Here is a 20645-nt window from a genome sequence, read left to right on the forward strand (position 1 = left end):
TCAATTCACGGCAGATCAGGAACTTGGCGACATTGGAGGCGCCGTGCAAGCTGATCCTAGAACTCGGACCAGTCTTCCATGCCGCTGCGTCCGCCGACAGCCGCGCTGATCTTGCGCGGGGCGGGGATGGCGGCGGGGATGGCGGCGGGGGTGGGCAGGGCGCGCGGCGCCGGCGCTGCCACTGGCGTGGGAGCAGGCAAGAGGGCAGGGGCCGCCGAAGCGACGGCAAGCACCGCTGGTGCGCGGTGTGCCGGGCCGCTGCTGCCGGCGCGGAAGCGGGCGACCAGGTTGCCTAGCGCGTCGGCCTCGCTCGCCAGGGTGCGGGCGGCGGCCGTGCTTTCTTCGACCATGGCGGCGTTCTGCTGGGTCATCCGGTCGAGCGAGCCAACGGTTTCATAGACCTTCTTCACGCTGTCGGATTGATCGGCGGTGGCTTCGGCGATGCCGGCGACAAGGCCGCGCACGTTGCCGATGCGGGCAATGATCGCCTCCAGTGCCTCGCCTGTGCGGGTCACCAATTGGACCCCGGCAGCGACCTGGCCGGTGCTTTCCCCGATCAGTCCCTTGATATCGCGTGCGGCGTCGGCCGAGCGGCGGGCGAGGGCGCGCACTTCGGTGGCGACCACGGCAAAGCCCTTGCCGGCGTCGCCCGCGCGCGCCGCCTCCACCCCGGCGTTGAGAGCAAGCAGGTTGGTCTGGAAGGCAATACCATCGATCAGGTCGATGATCTGGTTGATCGTCTGCGACGAGCGGGCAATGCCATCCATCGCCGCCACTGCTTCGGTCACCACCTGGCCGCCGTCGCTGGCAGCCAGAGCGGTTTCCTCGATCGTGTGGCGCACGGCTTCGGCCTTGGCCGCGCTATCGTCCACCATCGCCGTCACGTTGCGCATGGCGGTGGCGGCGGTTTCCAGTTGCGCCGCCTGGGCCTCGGTACGGTGGGCAAGATCGTCAGACGCGGCGCGGATCTCGGTCGATCCGGTGCGCACGTTATCGGCCGCGCTGGTCACCGCGCCGATCACTTTGCCCAGCTCGGCCGCCATGGTGTTGAAATCGTCGCGCAGCTGCGCAAAGGGGCCTTCCAGCCCGCCCTCGATCCGCGCGGCCAGGTTGCCGCTCTTGAGGTCGGCCAGGGCCACGCCCAGCGTGCGCACGATCAGGTCCACCTGCGCCGCCTTGGCCGCGTCAGCTGTGGCGAGTTGGTCGCGCAGTGCGCCAAAGGCACGGGCCAGGTCGCCGAGTTCATCCGCGCTGTCAGCGTGATCGACCTGCGCTGTGCGGTCTCCCGCGCCCAGCCGGGTGAGAGCCTGGGTCACCTCCGCCACCGGGCGGGCGACCAGGCGTTCGAGCAGGCGGTAGCTCCACATCAGCACCGCGATCAGCCCGGCCAGCGCGCCCAGCCCGGTGATCAGCGAAAACCAATAAGCCTGGTTGGCCGCGGTCGTCGCCTGGGTGATATGGCCCCGCTGATAGTCGATCAGCTTGTCGAGGCTGGCGTCGATTCCCTGGGCCAGTTCCTCGTTTTGCTGGATCAACCCCTGGGCTTCGGCCATGTGGGCCTGGCCGGCCAGGGCCTGCACCTGTTCGGCCGCAGTGGCATAGCTGGTCCAGCCCTTGGCGAAATCGCCGACAAAGCCGGCTTCGTTGGCATCCAGGTCGGTAGCCTTGAGGCTGGTCACCGCCTTGTCGATCATCGCGCGGTTTTCGGCGATGCGCGCGGTGTGGCCTGCGGCCGTCTGGCTGGATGATGGCATGGTGAGCGCACGCAGATCGGCGTCGATCTGGGCAATCGCGGTGTCCATGCCATTGGCCAAGAGCGCCTGCGGCACGTGGTCACCAGTGATTTCAGCGTCGTTGGCGCTGATCTGGTGCAGCCCGGCACTGATCATCGCCAGGGCCGCCATGATCATCGCGGCAATGATCACGAAAAGCCGCGACAGCTTGCGGCGGATCGGCGCGTTCTTGAGATATTCCATCGACACTCACCTGGCCAGCCGGCAGCGCAGGCCGCCGGTTCTCGAACAGATGAAATGCCACAGTCTGCTTAGGTGCCTTTCAATGCCGGGCTAAGCGAAAGCGCCTAGTCCGGACAGCCGCGCCAAGCCTCAGGCGTCGATCAGGTCGCGGTCCAGATCGCCGGCGCGGTTCTGGATGAACATGAAGCGGTGTTCGGGGTTGCGGCCCATCAGGCGGTCGACCAGGTCTTTCACTGCCGCGCGGCCTTCATATTCGGGTGGCAGGGTGATGCGCAGCAGGCTGCGGCTGGCCGGCGCCATGGTGGTTTCGCGCAACTGGCCGGGGTTCATTTCGCCCAGGCCCTTGAACCGGCCCACGTCCACCTTCTTGCCTTTGAACTTGGTCGCTTCCAGTTCGGCGCGGTGCGCGTCGTCGCGGGCATAGGCCGAAACCGTGCCGGCGGTCAGGCGATAGAGCGGCGGCTGCGCCAGGTAGAGGTGCCCGCGCTTCACGATCTCGGGCATTTCCTGGAAGAAATAGGTCATCAGCAGCGTGGCGATATGCGCGCCGTCGACGTCGGCATCGGTCATGATGATCACGCGGTCATAGCGCAGCGCGTCGGGGTTGCAGTCCTTGCGCGTGCCGCAGCCGAGCGCCAGGCACAGATCGGCGATTTCCTGGTTGGCGCGGATCTTGTCGGCCGTGGCGCTGGCTACGTTGAGGATCTTGCCGCGGATGGGCAGGATCGCCTGCGTCTTGCGGTCACGCGCCTGCTTGGCACTGCCGCCAGCCGAATCGCCTTCGACGATGAACAGTTCGGTTTCGCCGCTGCCTTCGCCCGAACAATCGGTCAGCTTGCCGGGCAGGCGCAGCTTGCGTGCGTTGGTGGCGGTCTTGCGCTTCACCTCGCGCTCCGCCTTGCGGCGCAGGCGATCATCCATCCGCTCCATCACCGCGCCGAGCAGTGCGCGGCCGCGGTCCATGTTGTCGGTCAGGAAGTGGTCGAAATGGTCGCGCACGGCCGCTTCCACCAGTCGCGCGGCTTCGGGCGAGGTGAGGCGGTCCTTGGTCTGGCTCTGGAACTGGGGATCGCGGATGAACACCGACAGCATGATCTCGCTGCCGGTGATCATGTCTTCGGGCGTGATGTCCTTGGCCTTTTTCTGGCCAACCAGTTCGCCAAAGGCGCGAATGCCGCGCGTCAGCGCCGCGCGCAGGCCCTGTTCATGGGTGCCGCCATCGGGCGTGGGAATGGTGTTGCAGTACCAGGAATAGGCCCCGTCAGACCACAGCGGCCAGGCGATCGCCCATTCCACGCGGCCCATTTCCTGCCCATCGAGCCCGGCGGGAAAGTCCTGCCGCCCGGCAAAGGGCAGGGCCGTCACGCATTCGCGGCCCTTGACCTGTTCGGCCAGGTGATCGGCCAGGCCCCCGGGGAACTGGAACACCGCCTCGGCCGGGGTATCGTCGGCAATCAGCGCGGGATCGCACTTCCAGCGGATTTCCACCCCGGCAAACAGGTAGGCCTTGGACCGGACCAGGCGGAACAGGCGCGCCGGCTTGAACTTGGCATCGGCGCCAAAGATCGTGGCATCGGGAATGAAGGTGACGGCCGTGCCGCGCCGGTTGGGCGCATTGCCGACGCGGGCCAGCGGGCCCTTGGCCAGGCCGCAGGAAAACTCTTGCGCATAGAGTTCCTTGTTTCGCGCCACTTCCACCCGGGTGAGGGTGGACAGCGCGTTGACCACCGAAATCCCCACGCCGTGGAGACCGCCCGAGGTGGCATAGGCCTTGCCCGAAAACTTGCCGCCCGAATGCAGCGTGGTGAGGATCACCTCCAGCGCAGACTTGCCGGGATATTTGGGATGCTCGTCAACCGGGATGCCGCGCCCGTTGTCGGTGATCGTCACCTTGCCAGCGGCGCCATCGGCAGCTTCCAGGAAAACCTCGATGCGGTTGGCATGGCCCGCGACGGCTTCGTCCATCGCGTTGTCGAGCACTTCGGCAACCAGATGGTGCAGGGCGCGCTCGTCCGTCCCGCCGATATACATGCCGGGGCGGCGGCGCACCGGTTCCAGCCCTTCGAGCACCTCGATGGCAGAGCCATCATAGCTTTCTTGCGGGCTGCCCTGGGGCAGCTTGTCGAACAGGGAGCCGGAATCGTCTGTCGCCATGAGAACGGCTATAGAACACGCGCGAATTACCGCGCAAGCCGTGCAGGCCCCCTTATCCGATGGAATCGCCTAGTTCGTGAACTTTTCCGGGGCGCGCGACACGGTCACCACGGTTCCGCCCGAAACCTCGCGCACTTCCAGCGCGCGCTCGGCCACGCCATTGGCATTGAAGCGGAAAACGCCATCGGTGCCGATGAAGCCGTCCGGGGCATAGAGCCTCGCTGTGGGAAACAGCGTGCCCGGCTTCCAATTGCGCGCGATGTTGAGCGTGAGCAGCACCGAATCATAGCCCAGCGTGGCGATGCGGGCGGGCGCCGTGCCGAACCGCTGACGGTAGGACTGCTCGAAGCGCGGCAGGCGATCATCGGAAATCGCGGCAAACCACGCGCCCTTCATCGCCGGGGTGCGGGCGAGCGTCGGATCACCCTTCCACAATTCGGTGCCGAGCAGGCGGGTGCCCTTGGCAAACGGTGCGGCCTGCACCGCGATGCGCGCGCCATCACCGATTAGCAGCGCATCGATCGGCCCGCGCGCCTTCACCCGGCGCACCGCGCTCGCGGCCGAGGTGTTGCTGCGGTCATAGGTTTCGATGGCGGTCAGGCGAATGCCCTGCATCCGCGCGGCATCGGTCAGCGCGATGCTCACCCGCTGGCCGTAAGTGCCGCTCGGCACGATCGCGCCCACGGTCCGGATGCCCTGGCTGTGCGCGTAGCCGACAACCCGGGCGATCGATTGACCGGGCACCTGGCCCAGCACGAAAACATCGCGATCGGCTACCGCGCTGTCGTTGGAATAGGTGATCATCGGCACCTTGGCCGGGCGGGCAACACCGGCCACGGCGCTGACATCTTCCGAGGTCAGCGGGCCCAGGATCAGGCGGTTGCCATCGAGCACGGCCTTACTGGCCGCTGCGGCAGCACCAGCGCCGGTATCATAGGTGGTGATGCGCAGGGACTGCGCATTGGTATCGAGCAGGGCCATCGTGGTGGCATTGGCAATCGCCTGGCCCACCGCGGCGTTGGGGCCGGTCAGCGGCACCAGCAGCGCCACGCGGTGGCGGCCGGCATCGCTCGGCAGCACATTTTCCTGCGGCGCGGTTTCGCGCGGCGGGGGCGGGGTGCCCGGCGTTCCGGGCTTGGGAATGACCGAACAGCCGGCCAGCAGCGCCGCCGGCAGCGACAGCGCCAGCCACTGGCCCATGCGGCGGCGGCTCAAGCCGGAAGGCGCCCTGCTGCCGTCCGCAATGCCGTTGTTGCCGCTCTTGCCCATCATCATCTGCTTGCCGCTCCCGTAAGGCCGGTCCATGGAAAAGGAATGGATACACCACCCCTTGCGCCCGGGCTCTATATCGTGGCCACGCCCATCGGCAATCTTGGCGATATCACCGCCCGTGCCGCCGACATCCTCGCCCGGTGTGACGTCATAGCCTGCGAAGATACCCGCGTCACGGGCAAGTTGCTCAATCATCTGGGAATCCGCAAGGCCATGCGCCGCTATGATGACCACGCCTCGGCCGATGTGCGCGAGCGGCTGCTCGGTGAAATGGCCGAAAAGTCGGTCGTGCTGGTATCTGACGCCGGCACGCCGCTGATTTCCGACCCCGGCTATCGCCTGGTGCGCGAGGCACGTGAACTGGGCCTTGCCGTCACCAGCCTGCCGGGGCCGAGCGCGATGATCGTGGCGCTGACGCTGGCAGGCCTGCCGACCGACCGCTTCATGTTTGCCGGTTTCCTGCCGTCCAAGGACAAGGCGCGCGGCGATGTGCTGGCCGAACTGGCCGCAACGCCGGCCACGCTGGTGTTCTATGAAACCGGGCCGCGTCTGGTTGCCTCGCTCACGGCGATGGAACAGCATCTGCCGGGGCGCGAACTGGCCGTCGCGCGCGAATTGACCAAGCTGCACGAGGAATGCCGCAGCGGCACGCCCGAAGAACTGATCGCGCACTACTCTGCCCATCCGCCCAAGGGTGAGATCGTGCTGCTGGCCGGCCCACCGCCCGCGCCTGCTGCGCCAGCGGGCGATGACGTCGACACACTGCTGCGCGCCGCGCTGGAGCACCTGTCGCCCTCGCAGGCGGCCGGGCAGGTGGCCAAGGCGCACGGCCTTGATCGCAAGGCGCTTTATGCCCGTGCCATGGCTTTGAAAGAGGCGCCGTGAACCGCGCCCGGGCGGAGGCACAGGGCCGTCGCGGCGAATGGCTGGCCGGGCTCTACCTGATGCTCACCGGCTGGCGCGTGCTGGCGCGGCGGGTGAAGATCGGCGTGGGCGAGGTGGACCTGGTCGCGCGGCGGGGCCGCACCGTAGCCTTTGTCGAGGTGAAATGGCGGGCCAGCGCGGCCGCGCTCGATACCGCGATCGACGCCCGCCGCCTGGCGCGGGTTGCCCGTGCGGCGCAGGCACTGGCGTCGCGCTATGCCGGACCAGGCGATGATGTGCGCATCGATGTGATCCTGATTGCGCCGGGCCGCTGGCCGCGCCGCATCGTCAACGCCTGGCAGCCATGACCATCAGGCGTGTACCAGGCCCGGCACGTCGATCAGCACCACCGCGCAGGCAATGAAGCACAGAAACGGGGTAATGAGCCGGGCGGCAAGCATGGTTGATTTTTCCTGATGCGGTTGCGGCTCCTTTTTGGTCGCGCTGCTGCCAATTCGCCTTTAAACGGGCCACCCGCAAGACCACGGATATCATTCGGAGCACTGCCTTGACCCTGCGCGTTGCGGTCCAGATGGACCCTCTCCATTCGATCAAGATCGGTGGCGATTCGACCTTTGCCCTGATGCTGTCCGCCCAGGCGCGCGGGCATGAACTGTGGTATTACCACGTCACCAGCCTGGCCTGGGAAGCGGGCCGGGTAACGGCCGATGCGGCGCCAGTCACCGTGCAGCACGTCGAAGGCGATCACTATCACCTGGGTGAGACGCGCAAGATCGATCTGGGCCGCGATGTCGATGTCGTGCTGATGCGGCAGGACCCGCCGTTTGACCTGGGCTATATCACCGCCACGCACCTGCTGGAGCGGCTGGAGGGCGAAACCCTGGTGGTCAACGATCCCCGCTCGGTCCGCAATGCGCCCGAAAAGGTCTATGTCCTCGACTATGCGCGCTTCATGCCGCCCACGCTGATCACGCGTTCGGCGCTCGACGTGCGCGCGTTCCAGCACAAGCACGGTGACCGCGCCGTGGTGGTCAAGCCGCTGCATGGCAACGGCGGCAAGGCGGTGTTCAAGATCGATGCCGATGGCGGCAACCTGTCGGCGCTGGCCGAACTGTTCGGCCAGGTCTGGCCCGAACCGTTCATGGTCCAGCCCTTCCTTCCCGAAGTGGCCGAGGGCGACAAGCGCATTGTGCTGGTAGACGGCGAAGTGGCCGGCGCGATCAACCGCAAGCCGGGCGAGGGCGAGTTCCGCTCCAACCTGGCCGTGGGCGGCTATGCCGAAGCCGCCACGCTGACGGCGCGCGAGCAGGAAATCTGCGAAGCCATGGGTCCCGAGCTGAAAAAGCGCGGCCTGATCTTCGTGGGCATCGACGTGATCGGCGGCAAGTGGCTCACCGAAATCAATGTCACCTCGCCCACCGGCATCGTCGCGATCGACCGGTTCAACGGCAGCGATACCGGCGGCATGATCTGGGACGCGATCGAACGGCGGATTTGATTTTTGCGCGGGGCCGTTTGCGGCTCCGCGCGTTGTTCCGACCATGAACGACTGGATTTTGCAGCTTATTGCCGACGGCGGCTATTGGGGCATCGCGTTCCTGATGGCGCTGGAAAACATCTTTCCGCCCATCCCTTCCGAGGTGATCATGGGGCTGGGCGGCATTGCCGTGGCCCAAGGGCGCATGGATGTGGTGCCGCTGATGATCTTCGGCACGGTCGGCTCCACGCTGGGCAATTATGCCTGGTTCCTGCTTGGCCGCCATCTTGGCTATCAGCGACTGCGGCCGTTCGTCGCGCGCTATGGCCGCGTGCTCACGCTCGATTGGCCGGCGATGCGCCGCCTCGTCGCGTTCTTTCGCCGCCACGGGCAATGGGTGGTCTTCGTGATGCGGTTTTCGCCGGCGATGCGGACGATGATCTCGCTGCCGGCCGGCCTCGCCGCCATGGGCCACGCGCGCTTTCTGGTCTTTACCTTTGCCGGCGCGGCAATCTGGAATGCGTTGCTGGTCTGGGCCGGCTGGCACCTGGGGCAGCACTACGAAAAGGTGGCCGCCTATACCGGGCCGGCCTCGCTCGGGCTCACAGCCGTGCTGGTCGGCGCCTATCTCTGGCGCGTTGCCACGTGGAAGCCGCGGGAAGTTCAGCGGGACCCCGGATCAAGTCCGGGGTGACGTAAATCTATTGTCGTCGTCACCCCGGACTTGATCCGGGGTCCCGCTTGTCCAAGCAACAAAAAAGGCCGCTTCTTGCGATGCGACCTTTTCGTGTTACTTGCCGCCGCCCTGGGCCAGCCATTCCTCAAGATACTTGATCGAATAGCCGCCATCGAGAACCGTCGGATCTTCCAGCAGCCGCTGGTGCAGCGGGATCGAGGTCTTGACCCCGTCGATCACCATTTCCTCCAGCGCGCGCTTGAGGCGCATGATGCAGCCTTCGCGGGTACGGCCATAGACGATCAGCTTGGCGATCATCGAATCGTAATAGGGCGGGATCTTGTAGCCGGCATAGAGCCCGCTATCGACGCGCACATGCATGCCACCGGCCGCGTGATAGCTCTTCACCAGGCCCGGCGAGGGCGCGAACGTAAAGGGATCTTCGGCGTTGATGCGGCACTCGATCGCGTGGCCCTTGAACTCGATCTCGTCCTGCGTCACCGACAGCGGCTTGCCATCGGCAATGCGGATCTGCTCGCGCACCAGGTCGACGCCGGTGATCGCTTCGGTCACCGGATGTTCCACCTGCAGGCGGGTGTTCATTTCGATGAAATAGAACTCGCCGTTTTCCCACAGGAACTCGATCGTGCCGGCGCCGCGATAGCCCATGTCGGCCATCGCCTTGGCCACAACGCCACCCATGCGGGCGCGCTCGTCAGACGAGATGACCGGCGAGGGGGCTTCTTCCAGCACCTTCTGGTGGCGGCGCTGCAACGAGCAGTCGCGCTCGCCCAGGTGGATGGCCTTGCCATTGCCGTCGCCAAAGATCTGGAATTCGATGTGGCGCGGATTGCCCAGATACTTTTCGAGGTACACCGTGGCATCGCCGAACGCAGCCTTGGCTTCAGAACCAGCCTGCTGCATCAGCGTGGCGAGGTCATCCGGGCTGTTGCACACCTTCATGCCGCGCCCGCCGCCGCCCGAAGCGGCCTTGATGATCACCGGATAGCCGATTTCCTCGGCGATCTTCCGGGCTTCTTCCACATCGGAAATCGCGCCGTCAGAACCGGGCACCAGCGGCAGACCCAGCGCGCCGGCGGTGCGCTTGGCTTCCACCTTGTCGCCCATCGTGCGGATGTGCTCGGGCTTGGGGCCGATCCAGGTAATGTCGTGCGCTTCGACGATTTCGGCAAAGCGCGCGTTTTCCGACAGGAAGCCATAGCCGGGGTGGATCGCGTCGGCCTGGGTGATCTCGGCCGCCGAAATGATCGCGGCGATGTTGAGATAGCTGTCCTTGGCGGCGGGCGGCCCGATACACACGGCATGGTCTGCCAGGCGCACGTGCATGGCATCGGCGTCGGCGGTGGAATGCACCGCCACCGTTTCGATGCCCATTTCGTGCGCAGCGCGATGGATGCGCAGCGCGATTTCGCCGCGATTGGCGATCAGCAGGCGCTTGATGGCCATCTTTTCTATGTCCTTAGCCGATGACCACGAGCGGCTGGTCATATTCGACCGGCTGCGCGTTTTCGACCAGGATCGCCTTGATCGTGCCGGTGGCCGGCGCGGTGATCGGGTTCATCACCTTCATCGCTTCTACGATCAGCAGCGTGTCACCGGCCTTTACCGCCTGGCCCACCGCGATGAACGCGGGCGCGCCCGGCTCGGGGGTGAGATAGCAGGTGCCGACCATCGGCGATTTCACCGCGCCGGCCAGATCGGCGGCGGCGGGAGCGGCGTCTGCCGCAGGGGCAGGGGCTGCAGCGGCCGGCGCGGCCACGGCAGCAGCAGGCGCTGCCACCATGTGTGCCACCGGGGCGGCCGTCAGCGTGCGCGCCACGCGGATCTTGCGGGCACCGTCTTCCACTTCGATTTCGGAAAGCCCGGTGTCGGCCAGCAGTTCGGCCAGTTCGCGCACAAGCGCGCTGTCGATTGCCATGGTTGCGGCGGGCTTGTCGCCGGTGTCGTGGCCCATTGTTAACCTCACAGGTGGGAAAGTCTGGCGCAGCGCCATGCCCGCACGGCGGCGCGCTGGCAAGGGGAAAGGCGGGCGAAATCGCCCACCCTTCGGGGAAAAACCGGGCCTAAGCGCGGTTAAAGATGCAAAACCGCATCCAGCGCGACGATATAGCTCGCCGCCCCGAACCCGGCGACAGTGGCCTTGGCCGCCATGCCGACATAGCTCTTGTGGCGAAATTCCTCGCGCTTGTGCGGATTGGAAAGGTGCACTTCGATCACCGGGGTGACGATGCCCTTGATCGCATCGTGCAGCGCCACGCTGGTGTGGGTATAGGCACCGGCGTTGAGCAGCACCGCGCGCGCGCCCACGGCCTGGGCCTCGTGCAGCCAGTCGATCAGGTGGCCTTCGTGATTCGATTGGCGCACGTCCACCGTCAGGCCCAGGTCCTGGGCGCGGTCTTCCAGGCGGCCGGCAATATCGTCGAGCGTGTCGTGGCCATAGATGGCCGGCTCGCGCATGCCCAAAAGGTTGAGGTTCGGGCCGTTGAGCACGAACACCACGGGCGCGGTGGCAGGGGCGGCGGTATCGGTCATGGTCGGGCTAAACTCCTGCCGGGAACGGTGCGCGGGTGATAGCGCCCTGCTGCGTTGGTGCAAGAGCTGTGCCTTGGCTGCAAGAGGCAGCCGATCAGGACGCGACTGGCGGACTGCCCACGTCGACCGGGCCAGGCACGCCGACCGGTGGCGGCGGCTGGATCACCAGTTGCGGCCCTTCGTTGTCGGGCTGGAAATCGGCCGATGGCTGGTTGTCGCTTTGCTGCTGCTGATCGACGTCACCTTCCACCGGCGGCTGGTCTTCCGAGGTTGCTTCCTGGCTGTCGCTATCGTCGCTCACGGTGCCAGTCGTGACGGGTGACGTCGATCCAGCCGCGGCCTCTGCCGCCGCCGCGCGCTTTTCCGCGGCAGCGGCCTTGGCCTCGGCCGCGGCAATGCGCTCTTCCATCTTGCGGTCACGCTCGCTTTCGCAACCGGCCAGGGCCAGGCTGCCCACGGCCAGCGCCATGAGCGAAAGACGGGGCAGGTGCATGCGCAAGGATCTGGACAGGTTGGGCATCTTGAACCCGAGCCTAGCAGCCAAAGGTTACCGCAAGCTAACCACCATGACGCCGCAACCTGTCACTCCTCCGGCTTACTGGTGGCGATAGACCGCGCGTTCGTGGCTGAAGCACTTGAAGCCGAAATAGCCGTGGTAGCTGCCCATGCCGCTGGTGTTCACGCCGCCAAACGGCAGGTTGTTTTCCAGATAGTGCGAGAACACACCGTTGACGGTGACGCCGCCAGACGAGGTGCGGGCCAGCACCGTCTCGACGACGGTCTCGTCGGGGCTGTACACATACAATGCCAGCGGCTTGTCGCGCGCCTCGATATAGCCGATCGCCTGGTCGAGCGATTCATAGGTCATCACCGGGATGACCGGCGCAAAGATCTCGTCCTGCAGGATGGTCATTTGCGGCGTCACGCCGGTGAGCATGGTTGGGTGGATGGTCAGGTCTTCGGCCTCGAACGTGCCGCCCACGGCCACCGTGGCGCCCTTGGCCACGGCATCATCAAACATGCCTTTCACGCGATCGAAATTGGCCTGGTTGACGACCTGGGCAATGCCATCCTTTTTCAACTGGCCATCGTCGCCATAGAGATTGGCGCGGACGCTGGCAGCAAAGCCTTCGACCAGCGCGGCTTTCTGCGCTTCCTTGACGAAGACATAGTCGGGGCTGATGCAGGCCTGCCCGCCGTTGAACTGCTTGGCGGCGGCCAGCTGCGCTGCAACCTTGCCGATGTCGGCGCCATCATCGACGATCACCGGCGACTTGCCGCCCAGTTCGAGCGTGACCGTGGTCAGATGCTTTGCCGCCGCCGCCATGACGATCTTGCCCACGCGCGGGCTGCCGGTGAAGAAGATATGTGAAAACGGCAGGTCGAGCAGCGCCGTGGCCACCGAAACGTCGCCTTCGAACAGCGCGACATCCTTCTCGTCGAACGCCTCGCGAATGATCGTCGCCGCAACGCGGGCGGTCGCCGGGCACAGGTCGGTCAGCTTGACGATGCAGGTGTTGCCCGCCGCAATCGCTGCCGCCACTGGCCCGAGTGCCAGGCCGAGCGGAAAGTTCCACGGCCCGAGGACGAGGCAGACACCCCGTGCTTCGTAGATGATCTGTGCGCGATCGGCCGGATTGAGCGACGGCGTCACCTCGGTGGGCGCCATCCAGGCATCGAGATTGTCGATATTGCGCTGGATATTGCCAGTCACGTTGAGCACCTCGGTGACGCGGATCTCGCCCACCGGCTTGCGCGTGTCTTCCAGCACGGCGGCAATAATGGCGTCGGCATGGGCTTCCACCGCCGCCTTCAGCCGTGCCAGCTTGGCCTTGCGCACTTCTGCACTCGATGCCTTGGCCTCCCACTGATGCGCCTGTTGCAGGGCAAAGACGCGACGGATGTCGTCGGCAAGGTCGGCGGCGGTCGGGGCGGTCGTCGTCATGGCTATGGCATCCTGCTCAGTGTTTTGTTCGTTAGATACACTAACTAGTGCAGGGACCGCTGGCAACGATGTCCGAAGGGGTGGGCGCGGGTTACCGGCCTGCCGATGTGGCAGTGGCGCGCTGGCATCAATATCGGGGTTGGTCACGGACGGTCGCACGACTCAGCCAGGCCCGCCAAGGGATCGGGGCGGTCAGCAACGCATATCGGGAGAGGATTTTCTGGCACGTCGATCTATCCCGCCAGCGCCGCTTGCGCGCAATTTCGGGGAGCCCCCAGAGGGGTAGGATATCGATTATGTCAGTGAAAAATTGGTCGGGACGAGAGGATTCGAACCTCCGACCCCCACACCCCCAGTGTGATGCGCTACCAGGCTGCGCTACGTCCCGACCGGTGGGGCGCCTCTAAGCGGAACGTTTCGGGATGGCAAGCCCCTTGCGCGGCATCTTTTTGCGCCGGCCGGGAAATGCCTGTGGATTGTGATGCGCTCAGGGCACGGCGATCGGGGTGCGAAAGGCGCGCCGATGGCGCTTCATTGCCTTGCCTTTCCCAAACTGCTAGCAGCCGCGGCCAATTGCAACAATCGGGGGAAGGTGCGGCCACACGTGCCCCGCCGGGGGTTGTAAACCCTTGTCTCCGATCCCACGAACGGTTCTGTCATGCTCAGCCTTCTCTCCGCCGCCGCCGCAAATGCGGCTTCGCCGCCCGCCTACCTCCAGTTCCTGCCGCTGGTGGCCATGGCCGTGATCTTCTATTTCCTCATCCTGCGTCCGCAGATGAAGCGCCAGAAGGAACACCAGCAGCGCCTGGCCGCCTTGCAGAAGGGCGATTCCGTGATCACCGCCGGCGGCCTGCTCGGCAAGATCGTGCGGATCGACGATGCCTATGTCGATCTGGAACTGGCCCCTGGCGTGCGCGTCAAGGCCGTGCGCTCCACCCTGGGTGAGATCGTGCAGCCCGGCGACAAGCCCGCCAACGACTGACCGTTACCGGACCCTGGCCGATCTCGTTGGTCCGACCACATAGATTTCTGGCCCGATAGATTTCTGAAAGCCCGATCATGCTCGATTTTCCGCGCTGGAAGGTACTGATGCTATGGGGGGTGACCATTCTGGTCGCCCTGGCATCATTGCCTTCGCTGTTTACGGTCTCCGGCCTTGCCTGGCCCTCGGCCCTGCCTTCGCCCACGATCAACCTGGGCCTGGACCTGGCCGGTGGCAGCCACATCCTGCTCGAGGCCGATCCATCGCAAGTGCGCGAGCAGCGGTTGGAAGGCATGGAGGAATCCGTCCGCAACAAGCTGAAGACGACCGATGCCACCATCCGCATCAGCGACATCAGCAACAACAACGGCAGCCTGACCTTCCTGGTTGACGATGTCACCAAGGTGGACGCCGTTCGCGAGGCGATCCTGCCACTGACGTCGGGCGCGGGCCTGACCGGCCAGCGCGACTGGAACATCCAGGTGGTGGACGGCAACCGCTTCGTTCTCACCCCCACGCAGGAAGGCATCGACCAGGCCGTGAGCCAGGCGATGGACACCGCCGTGGAAGTGGTGCGCAAGCGCATCGACGGCCTGGGTACCAAGGAACCGACGATCCTGCGCCAGGGTGCGCAGCGCATCGTGGTCCAGGTGCCGGGCCTGCAGGACCCGCAGCAGCTCAAGAGCCTGCTGGGCCAGACTGCCAAGCTGGAATTCAAGCTGGTCGATCAAAGCGCGCTGCCGTCTGACCTGGCGCGCGGCATTGCCCCGGCCGGCAGCCAGATCCTGCCGTTTGCCGATCCCAAGCAGGGCGTGCCGATCGCGGTCAAGCGCCTGGGCGGCATTCGCGGCGACGAACTGACCAACGCGCAGGCCGGCAACAACCCGCAGACCAACGAACCGGTGGTGAATATCACGTTCAACACCGAAGGCGGCGCCAAGTTCGCCAAGTTGACCACGCAGAACGTGGGCAAGCCCTTTGCCATCATTCTCGATGGCAAGGTGCTGTCGGCACCCAACATCAACGAACCGATCCTGGGCGGCAGCGCGCAGATTTCCGGCCACTTCACCGCTGAAAGCGCGGGTCAGCTGGCAATCTCGCTGCGCTCTGGCGCCCTGCCGGTCGATCTCAAGGTCGTGGAAGAACGCACGGTCGGTCCTGACCTTGGCGCCGATTCGATCCGCAAGGGCGTGATCGCCATGGCGGTCGGCACGCTGGCCCTGGTGGTATTCATCATCGCCACCTATGGCCGCTTCGGGGTCTATGCCTGCCTTGCGCTGGTCATGAACATGCTGATGATCCTGGGGGTCATGGCCACGATTGGCGCCACGCTGACGCTGCCAGGCATTGCCGGCTTCGTGCTCACCATCGGCGCGGCGGTCGACGCCAACGTCTTGATCAACGAGCGTATCCGCGAAGAACGCCATCGCGGCCGCCGCGTCGTGGCGGCGGTCGAAACCGGCTACAAGGAAGCCAGCCGCGCCATCTTCGATGCCAACGTCACCAACGTGATTGCGGCCGTACTGATGGCCAGCTTTGGCTCCGGCCCGGTCAAGGGCTTTGCCGTGGTGCTGATGATCGGCATTGCCACCTCGGTCTACACCTCGATGTGGCTCACCCGCATGTGGGTGGCGCAATGGCTGCGCCGCGCCCGCCCTGCCGATCTCAAGCTGTGACAGGGGAGCGATAACCCATGAAACTTTTGAAGCTCGTTCCCGACAATACCAACGTCCACTTCCTCAAGTGGCGCGTGCCGTTCTACCTGGGCAGCCTGCTGCTCATGGCCGCCTCGCTTGGCCTGGTGTTCACCAAGGGCCTGAATCTGGGCGTCGATTTCGTCGGCGGCCAGATGATCCGCGTGACGTTCGAGCGCAGCGCCGAGGCGCCGGTGGCCGACCTGCGCAGTGAAGTGGCCAAGCTCGGCTATGGTGAGCCGATCATCCAGCGCTATGGCAAGCCCAACGAAATCTCGATCCGCATGAAGCTGCCCGAGGGTTCGGAGCATGATGCCGCGCAGTCTGACAAGATGGCGCGCACCATCACGGCCGATATCAAGAGCCACCACGCCGATGCGCGGATCGACGGCATCGATTCGGTTTCGGGCAAGGTGTCCGGCGAACTCAAATGGGACGCGTTCAAGGCGCTCGGCCTCGCCGCGCTGGCCGTGGCCGCCTATATCTGGATGCGCTTCGAATGGCAGTTCGGCGTCGGCGCCCTGTTCAGCCTGGTGCACGACGTCACGCTGACGCTGGGCATGTTCGCGCTAACCCAGATGGAGTTCGACCTCAACATCGTGGCGGCACTGCTCACGCTGATTGGCTATTCGCTCAACGATACGATCGTGGTCTACGATCGCGTGCGCGAAAACCTCAAGAAGTATCGTAAGATGCCGTTGCCCGAACTGCTCGATCTGTCGGTCAACGAAACGCTGGCACGCACCATCGTCACGTCGCTGTCGATGCTGATCACGCTGGTGGCGCTGCTCGCCTTCGGGCCGGAAGTGATCTTCGGCTTTACCGCCGCCATCACCCTGGGCATTTTCGTGGGTACCTACAGCTCGATCTACATGGCCGCGCCCATCCTGATCTGGCTCAAGGTCAATCCCAAGAGCTTCGTGCCCACCGAAACCGCGCTGGAAAAGCAGGAGCGCCTCGCGCGCGAAGGCGCCTGATTTCAAGGTAGCTCAAGGCTTTACACCACCCCCAACCCCCTCCTCTGAAGAGGAGGGGGCTTTTTTATGTCTTACTCCCCATCCTCTTTAGAGAAGGGGTCGGGGGGTGGTGGGAGCCACAACCTAGGCGCAAGTGGCGCGCTCAGCCCGCGACAACCTTGCCGTAAACATCAGCCAGCATTGCGGCGTTGTTTTCCCAACTGAACCGCGCGGCGCAGGCCGCAACCGCTTCGGGCGCGCTGGGCTGGGAAATGAGGGCCGCCAGCGCGCGGGCAATCGCGGCAGGCTCGCGGGCGGCGATCCGCCCGGCGGCCGGCGCCATCAGCACTTCGCGCGCGCCGCCGATATCGGGTATCACCAGCGGCGTGCCGCAGGCCAGCGCCTCGATCCACACATTGGCCAGGCCTTCGCGTTCGGACGGCAGCACCATCGCGCTGGCGCCGGCCATCAGCACCGGCATGAAATCGTGCCCCAGTGCGCCCATGAAATGCACGCGATGCGCCACGTCCAGCTGGCGGGCCAACGCGCGCAGCGCCGCCTCGTCCGGGCCGGTGCCGGCCAGGGCCAGGCTCACCCCTTCCATGCCGGGTTCGGCCAGGGCCTTGATCGCCAGGGCCTGGCCCTTGATCGCGATCAGCGCGCCGACGCAGGCGACCAGCGGGCCATCGGCGGGAATGTGAAAGCGTTCGGCCAGGATTGCGCGCGACGCGGCGCGGGGGCGGGGGTGGAAACGGCCATGATCAAGCCCGGTATAGTGCACGGTGATGGCGCGTTCGGGCAGGCCCAGATCGGCCATGTCGTCAGCCAGCGCCTGTGACACGCTGAGCAGCGCCCCGGCGCCCTGGGCCGCGGCGGTCATCTGGCGCAGCGCCTCTGGCCGATGTCCCCATACGTGAATGTCTGATCCGCGCGCCTTGATGGCATAGGGCAGGCCCAGCGCATCAGCGATCCGCGCGGCGGCGGGGCCATCGGGATAGAAGAACTGCGCGTCCACCATGTCGAACGGCTGCTCGGCATGAAGCCGCCGCGCCAGCGGCAGCACCGCACGCACGATCAGCGCCGGGTTCAGGCGGCCGGAAAGACCCGGCAGCAGGCGAAACCGCGGATGATGCACCGGCACGCCGCTGCGCCGTTCCATCGGCGGAATTTCCAACAACGGGCGATAGATACGCGGCATCAGTGCGCCGGGCAGGGGGGGCAGGCCGATCGGATTGATCACCGTCACGTCCCAATCGGGCCGCGCGGCCAGCGCTTCCATCTGCCGCGCCACGAACCGGCCAAAACCGGGCCGAAGCGAGGCAGGATAGAGCGTGGACAAGCTGAGCAGGCGCAACGTCATGGCTCAGGGCGTAGCGCGAAAATGCTGCGTGTGCGAGGGCAAGCGTACCGGAATGGACACAAAGGGCCTGGAGAGCCGGATATTGCGGCGGTTTGGCGTCAGAGTGGGCGAACCAGAACTTCGGCCACGGCAATCCACGCCGGGCGATCGATCACCAGTTGCCGTTGGCCGGGCCCGGGCGGCAGCAACGCCACGCGGCCATCGCGATGGTCGATCATCCGGCCAAAGGCAAAGCGCCCGCCGGGCCGCGGCGCAAGCACATCGCGGTTGAGACCACGGCCGATCTCGGCGGCGTCGAGCCGGCGCAGCCATACCTGGTCACCCGCACGCCAATCACCCGCGCTGGCTTCCACAGAGAGCGCCATCAGCCCCTCTCGCCCCAGCAGCGTGTCGGGCAATTGCGCCAGGATCGGGGTTGGCACCGGTTCGGCGCCCACCGGGGTGAGGCGCGCCACGACATGCGCCTGCGCGTCGTCTCCCGCGCGCACGAGCAGTTCGGGATCGATGCCCAGGGCGGCACCGATCCGGTTCATCCACTTGAGTGAAAGCGATCGGGTGCCGGTTTCCAGGCGGCCGATCGTTTGCGCCGTAGTGGCGGGATTACAGCGCGCGGCAACGTCGGCCAGCGTAAGCCCCTTTTGCCTGCGAATTTCGCGAATTCTGTTGATCATCGGGGATGGTCCACATCTACAGGCGTGAGGTGTTATGCTTTCTTACCCGTAATTTGGACGGCAGGGCAAGCATCCTTGCACAATTGATCACGAGAACCGGCGTTGGTCGATTCATATCGTGATTTGGTCGATCGCCGTATCATTTTGATTGTCGCTGCACGGTGGCCGTGGCACCTCGTCTCACTTGAAACAAAAAGCCAGGGAGCGACCCTTTAGATGATGCACGGTTTGGAACGACGCGCCTTCCTTTCGCTGGCTGGCGGCACCATGGCGGGTGGCCTGCTGGCTGGCATGCCGGGCTTGGCATTTGCCCAAGATACTGGCGACGCAGCATTTGTTTCCCTGCTCGATCGCATTTTCTGGTCCAGCCTGCTGATCGAGCCGGAACGCGCGACCGGTCTTGGCCTCGATACCGGCGTGCGCGCCATGCTGCGCCACCGGCTCGACAGCGCCGGGCAGGGCGGCCGCGAAGCCAGCCTGGCGTTTTATCGCGATGCCCGCGCTGCGGTCGCCGGGTTCGATCCGGCCGGATTGAGCGCTGCCAACAAGCGCAATCGCGCCATCGTCCTGCATCGCCTGGGTGACCAGTTGAGCGGCGCTGCCTTTGATATCGATGATCCGCAAACGCCGTTCACTATCGATCAGCAGCGCGGCGCCTATTTCTCCGTGCCTGATTTCCTCGATAACCAGCATCCGATCGAAAAGCTCGACGATGCCGAGGCCTATCTCGATCGCCTGGCCGCGTTCCCGGTCGTGCTCGATGATCAGACCGCCGAAGTGGCGCGCCAGGCCGGCTTGGGCCGCATTCCCCCGGCCTGGGCGATCGATCTGGCGCTGGGCCAGATGGGCAAGCTGCGCGGCGTGCCGGCTGGCGAAAGCGGGCTGGTCACCTCGCTGGTGCGGCGCGCCCGTGAAAAGGGCCTGGCCGGCGATTGGCAGGGCCGCGCCACGGCGATCGTCAAGGACAAGGTCTATCCCGCGCTCGATCGCCAGATCGCGCTGCACCGCCGCCTGCGTGGCAAGTCGGCGCCCGGCGATGGCGTGTGGCGCCTCAAGCGTGGCGATGACATCTACGCCGCCGCGCTCGCCAGTGCCACCACCACCACGCTCAGCCCCGAGCAGGTGCACAAGATGGGCCTGGAGCAGGTGGCCGATATCACCGGCCAGCTCGATACTGTTCTCAAGGCGGCCGGGCACACTACCGGCACCGTGGGTGAGCGGCTTTCGGCGCTCAACCGCGCCAGCGACCAGCTCTATCCCGATACCGCGCAAGGCCGCATCGATCTTATCGCGGGGCTCAACAAGAGCGTGGCCGCGATGCGCGAAAAGCTGCCGCGCGCCTTTGCCGATATCCCCAACGATCCGCTGGTGATCCGCGCCGTGCCCACCGATATCCAGGATGGTGCGCCCAACGGCTATTACAACAGCGCTCCGCTCGACGGGTCACGTCCGGCGATCTATTGGATCAACCTCAAGTCGGTGAACGACTGGCCCAAGTATACCTTGCCCTCGCTCACCTATCACGAAGGCATTCCCGGGCATCATCTCCAGGGTGGCTATGCCCAGGGTGGCGGTGAGCTGCCGTGGATTTTGCGCGATTACTTCATTTCTGCCTATGGCGAGGGCTGGGCGCTCTATGCCGAGCAGCTGGGCGACGAATTGGGTGGCTATAACGGCATCGAGCGCGCCGGCTATCTCCAGTCGTTCCTGTTCCGCGCGGTGCGCCTGGTGGTCGACACCGGCATCCACCACTATCGCTGGAGCCGGGAAAAGGCGACGGCCTATATGGTGGAAAAAACCGGCTTTACCCAGGCGCGCAGCCAGCGCGAGATCGAGCGTTATTGCACGATGATCGGGCAGGCCTGCAGCTACAAGATCGGCCACACCGCGTGGGTCGCCAATCGCAAGAAGGCGCAGGCGGCGCTGGGCGACAAGTTCAGCCTGCCGTGGTTCCACGCCGTGCTCAAGGAAGGCTCGATGCCGCTTTCGATGCTCGAAGCGCGGATCGACGAGCGCATTGCCGAGCGTCTGCGCAGCGCCTGAT

The 20645-nt window shown here is 65.5% G+C and carries 18 protein-coding genes and 1 tRNA gene; 8 read left to right on the top strand and 11 right to left on the bottom strand.

Going from position 1 to position 20645, the window contains the following annotated elements; all coding sequences use genetic code 11:
- Positions 1-56: 56 nt before the first annotated feature.
- The 3 genes from ABIC78_RS12615 to ABIC78_RS12625 all read right to left on the bottom strand — a co-directional run bounded on the left by ABIC78_RS12615 (position 57) and on the right by ABIC78_RS12625 (position 5330).
- Entirely contained in the window at positions 57-1976 is a 1920-nt protein-coding gene (locus ABIC78_RS12615) for a methyl-accepting chemotaxis protein (protein WP_354490023.1), read from the bottom strand.
- A 129-nt stretch (positions 1977-2105) separates the two neighbouring features.
- The gene (locus ABIC78_RS12620; RefSeq protein WP_354490025.1) at positions 2106-4130 is read right to left on the bottom strand and encodes a DNA topoisomerase IV subunit B; all 2025 of its coding nucleotides are present in this window, start codon (positions 4128-4130) and stop codon (positions 2106-2108) included.
- A 69-nt stretch (positions 4131-4199) separates the two neighbouring features.
- Positions 4200-5330, bottom strand: coding sequence for a penicillin-binding protein activator (locus tag ABIC78_RS12625; RefSeq protein WP_502915677.1), 1131 nt, complete (start codon positions 5328-5330; stop codon positions 4200-4202).
- A 114-nt stretch (positions 5331-5444) separates the two neighbouring features.
- Between ABIC78_RS12625 and rsmI the strand changes: the two genes are divergently transcribed.
- The 4 genes from rsmI (at position 5445) to ABIC78_RS12645 (ending at position 8458) form a co-directional block, all read left to right on the top strand.
- Positions 5445-6287 (top strand): 16S rRNA (cytidine(1402)-2'-O)-methyltransferase, encoded by an 843-nt coding sequence (gene rsmI, locus ABIC78_RS12630; protein WP_354490029.1) that lies wholly within the window; start codon positions 5445-5447, stop codon positions 6285-6287.
- Complete coding sequence (locus ABIC78_RS12635) at positions 6284-6634, top strand: YraN family protein (protein WP_171794541.1); 351 nt, start codon at positions 6284-6286, stop codon at positions 6632-6634. The genes rsmI and ABIC78_RS12635 overlap by 4 nt, the downstream gene beginning before the upstream one ends.
- Positions 6635-6834: 200 nt before the next feature.
- Entirely contained in the window at positions 6835-7785 is a 951-nt protein-coding gene (gene gshB, locus ABIC78_RS12640) for a glutathione synthase (RefSeq protein WP_022675258.1), read from the top strand.
- A gap of 43 nt (positions 7786-7828) precedes the next feature.
- Positions 7829-8458, top strand: coding sequence for a DedA family protein (locus tag ABIC78_RS12645; protein ID WP_168351247.1), 630 nt, complete (start codon positions 7829-7831; stop codon positions 8456-8458).
- 96 nt (positions 8459-8554) lie between these two features.
- Here the strand turns inward: ABIC78_RS12645 and accC are convergent, their stop codons facing one another.
- The 6 genes from accC to ABIC78_RS12675 form a co-directional block, all read right to left on the bottom strand.
- Positions 8555-9907: an acetyl-CoA carboxylase biotin carboxylase subunit gene (gene accC, locus ABIC78_RS12650; protein WP_022675256.1), complete on the bottom strand. Its 1353-nt coding sequence runs from the start codon at positions 9905-9907 to the stop codon at positions 8555-8557.
- A 13-nt stretch (positions 9908-9920) separates the two neighbouring features.
- On the bottom strand, positions 9921-10415 hold the full coding sequence (accB, locus tag ABIC78_RS12655) for an acetyl-CoA carboxylase biotin carboxyl carrier protein (protein ID WP_054130953.1): 495 nt from the start codon (positions 10413-10415) through the stop codon (positions 9921-9923).
- Between the two features lie 119 nt (positions 10416-10534).
- Positions 10535-10993: a type II 3-dehydroquinate dehydratase gene (gene aroQ / locus ABIC78_RS12660; protein ID WP_022675254.1), complete on the bottom strand. Its 459-nt coding sequence runs from the start codon at positions 10991-10993 to the stop codon at positions 10535-10537.
- A 94-nt stretch (positions 10994-11087) separates the two neighbouring features.
- On the bottom strand, positions 11088-11486 hold the full coding sequence (locus ABIC78_RS12665; protein WP_354490033.1) for a hypothetical protein: 399 nt from the start codon (positions 11484-11486) through the stop codon (positions 11088-11090).
- A gap of 102 nt (positions 11487-11588) precedes the next feature.
- Entirely contained in the window at positions 11589-12938 is a 1350-nt protein-coding gene (locus ABIC78_RS12670; protein WP_354490035.1) for an aldehyde dehydrogenase family protein, read from the bottom strand.
- A 311-nt stretch (positions 12939-13249) separates the two neighbouring features.
- Positions 13250-13326 (bottom strand) — tRNA-Pro (locus tag ABIC78_RS12675).
- A 270-nt stretch (positions 13327-13596) separates the two neighbouring features.
- Between ABIC78_RS12675 and yajC the strand changes: the two genes are divergently transcribed.
- The 3 genes from yajC (at position 13597) to secF (ending at position 16591) form a co-directional block, all read left to right on the top strand.
- Positions 13597-13920, top strand: coding sequence for a preprotein translocase subunit YajC (gene yajC, locus ABIC78_RS12680; protein WP_022675251.1), 324 nt, complete (start codon positions 13597-13599; stop codon positions 13918-13920).
- A 77-nt stretch (positions 13921-13997) separates the two neighbouring features.
- Positions 13998-15596, top strand: a complete 1599-nt coding sequence (secD, locus tag ABIC78_RS12685) for a protein translocase subunit SecD (RefSeq protein ID WP_022675250.1) — start codon at positions 13998-14000, stop codon at positions 15594-15596.
- Positions 15597-15613: 17 nt separating this feature from the next.
- Positions 15614-16591 carry a protein translocase subunit SecF gene (secF, locus tag ABIC78_RS12690; RefSeq protein ID WP_168351246.1) on the top strand — a complete coding sequence of 326 codons (978 nt, stop codon included), beginning with the start codon at positions 15614-15616 and terminating at the stop codon, positions 16589-16591.
- 142 nt (positions 16592-16733) lie between these two features.
- Here secF and ABIC78_RS12695 read toward each other — a convergent pair whose 3' ends face one another.
- Complete coding sequence (locus ABIC78_RS12695; protein WP_171799011.1) at positions 16734-17930, bottom strand: glycosyltransferase; 1197 nt, start codon at positions 17928-17930, stop codon at positions 16734-16736.
- 98 nt (positions 17931-18028) lie between these two features.
- Complete coding sequence (locus ABIC78_RS12700; protein ID WP_022676005.1) at positions 18029-18601, bottom strand: helix-turn-helix domain-containing protein; 573 nt, start codon at positions 18599-18601, stop codon at positions 18029-18031.
- 216 nt (positions 18602-18817) lie between these two features.
- Between ABIC78_RS12700 and ABIC78_RS12705 the strand changes: the two genes are divergently transcribed.
- A complete protein-coding gene (locus ABIC78_RS12705) occupies positions 18818-20644 on the top strand; it encodes a DUF885 domain-containing protein (protein ID WP_354490038.1) in 1827 nt (608 codons plus the stop codon).
- Position 20645 lies beyond the last annotated feature (1 nt).

Source organism: Novosphingobium sp. 1529, assembly GCF_040544855.1.
GTDB lineage: Bacteria > Pseudomonadota > Alphaproteobacteria > Sphingomonadales > Sphingomonadaceae > Novosphingobium > Novosphingobium capsulatum.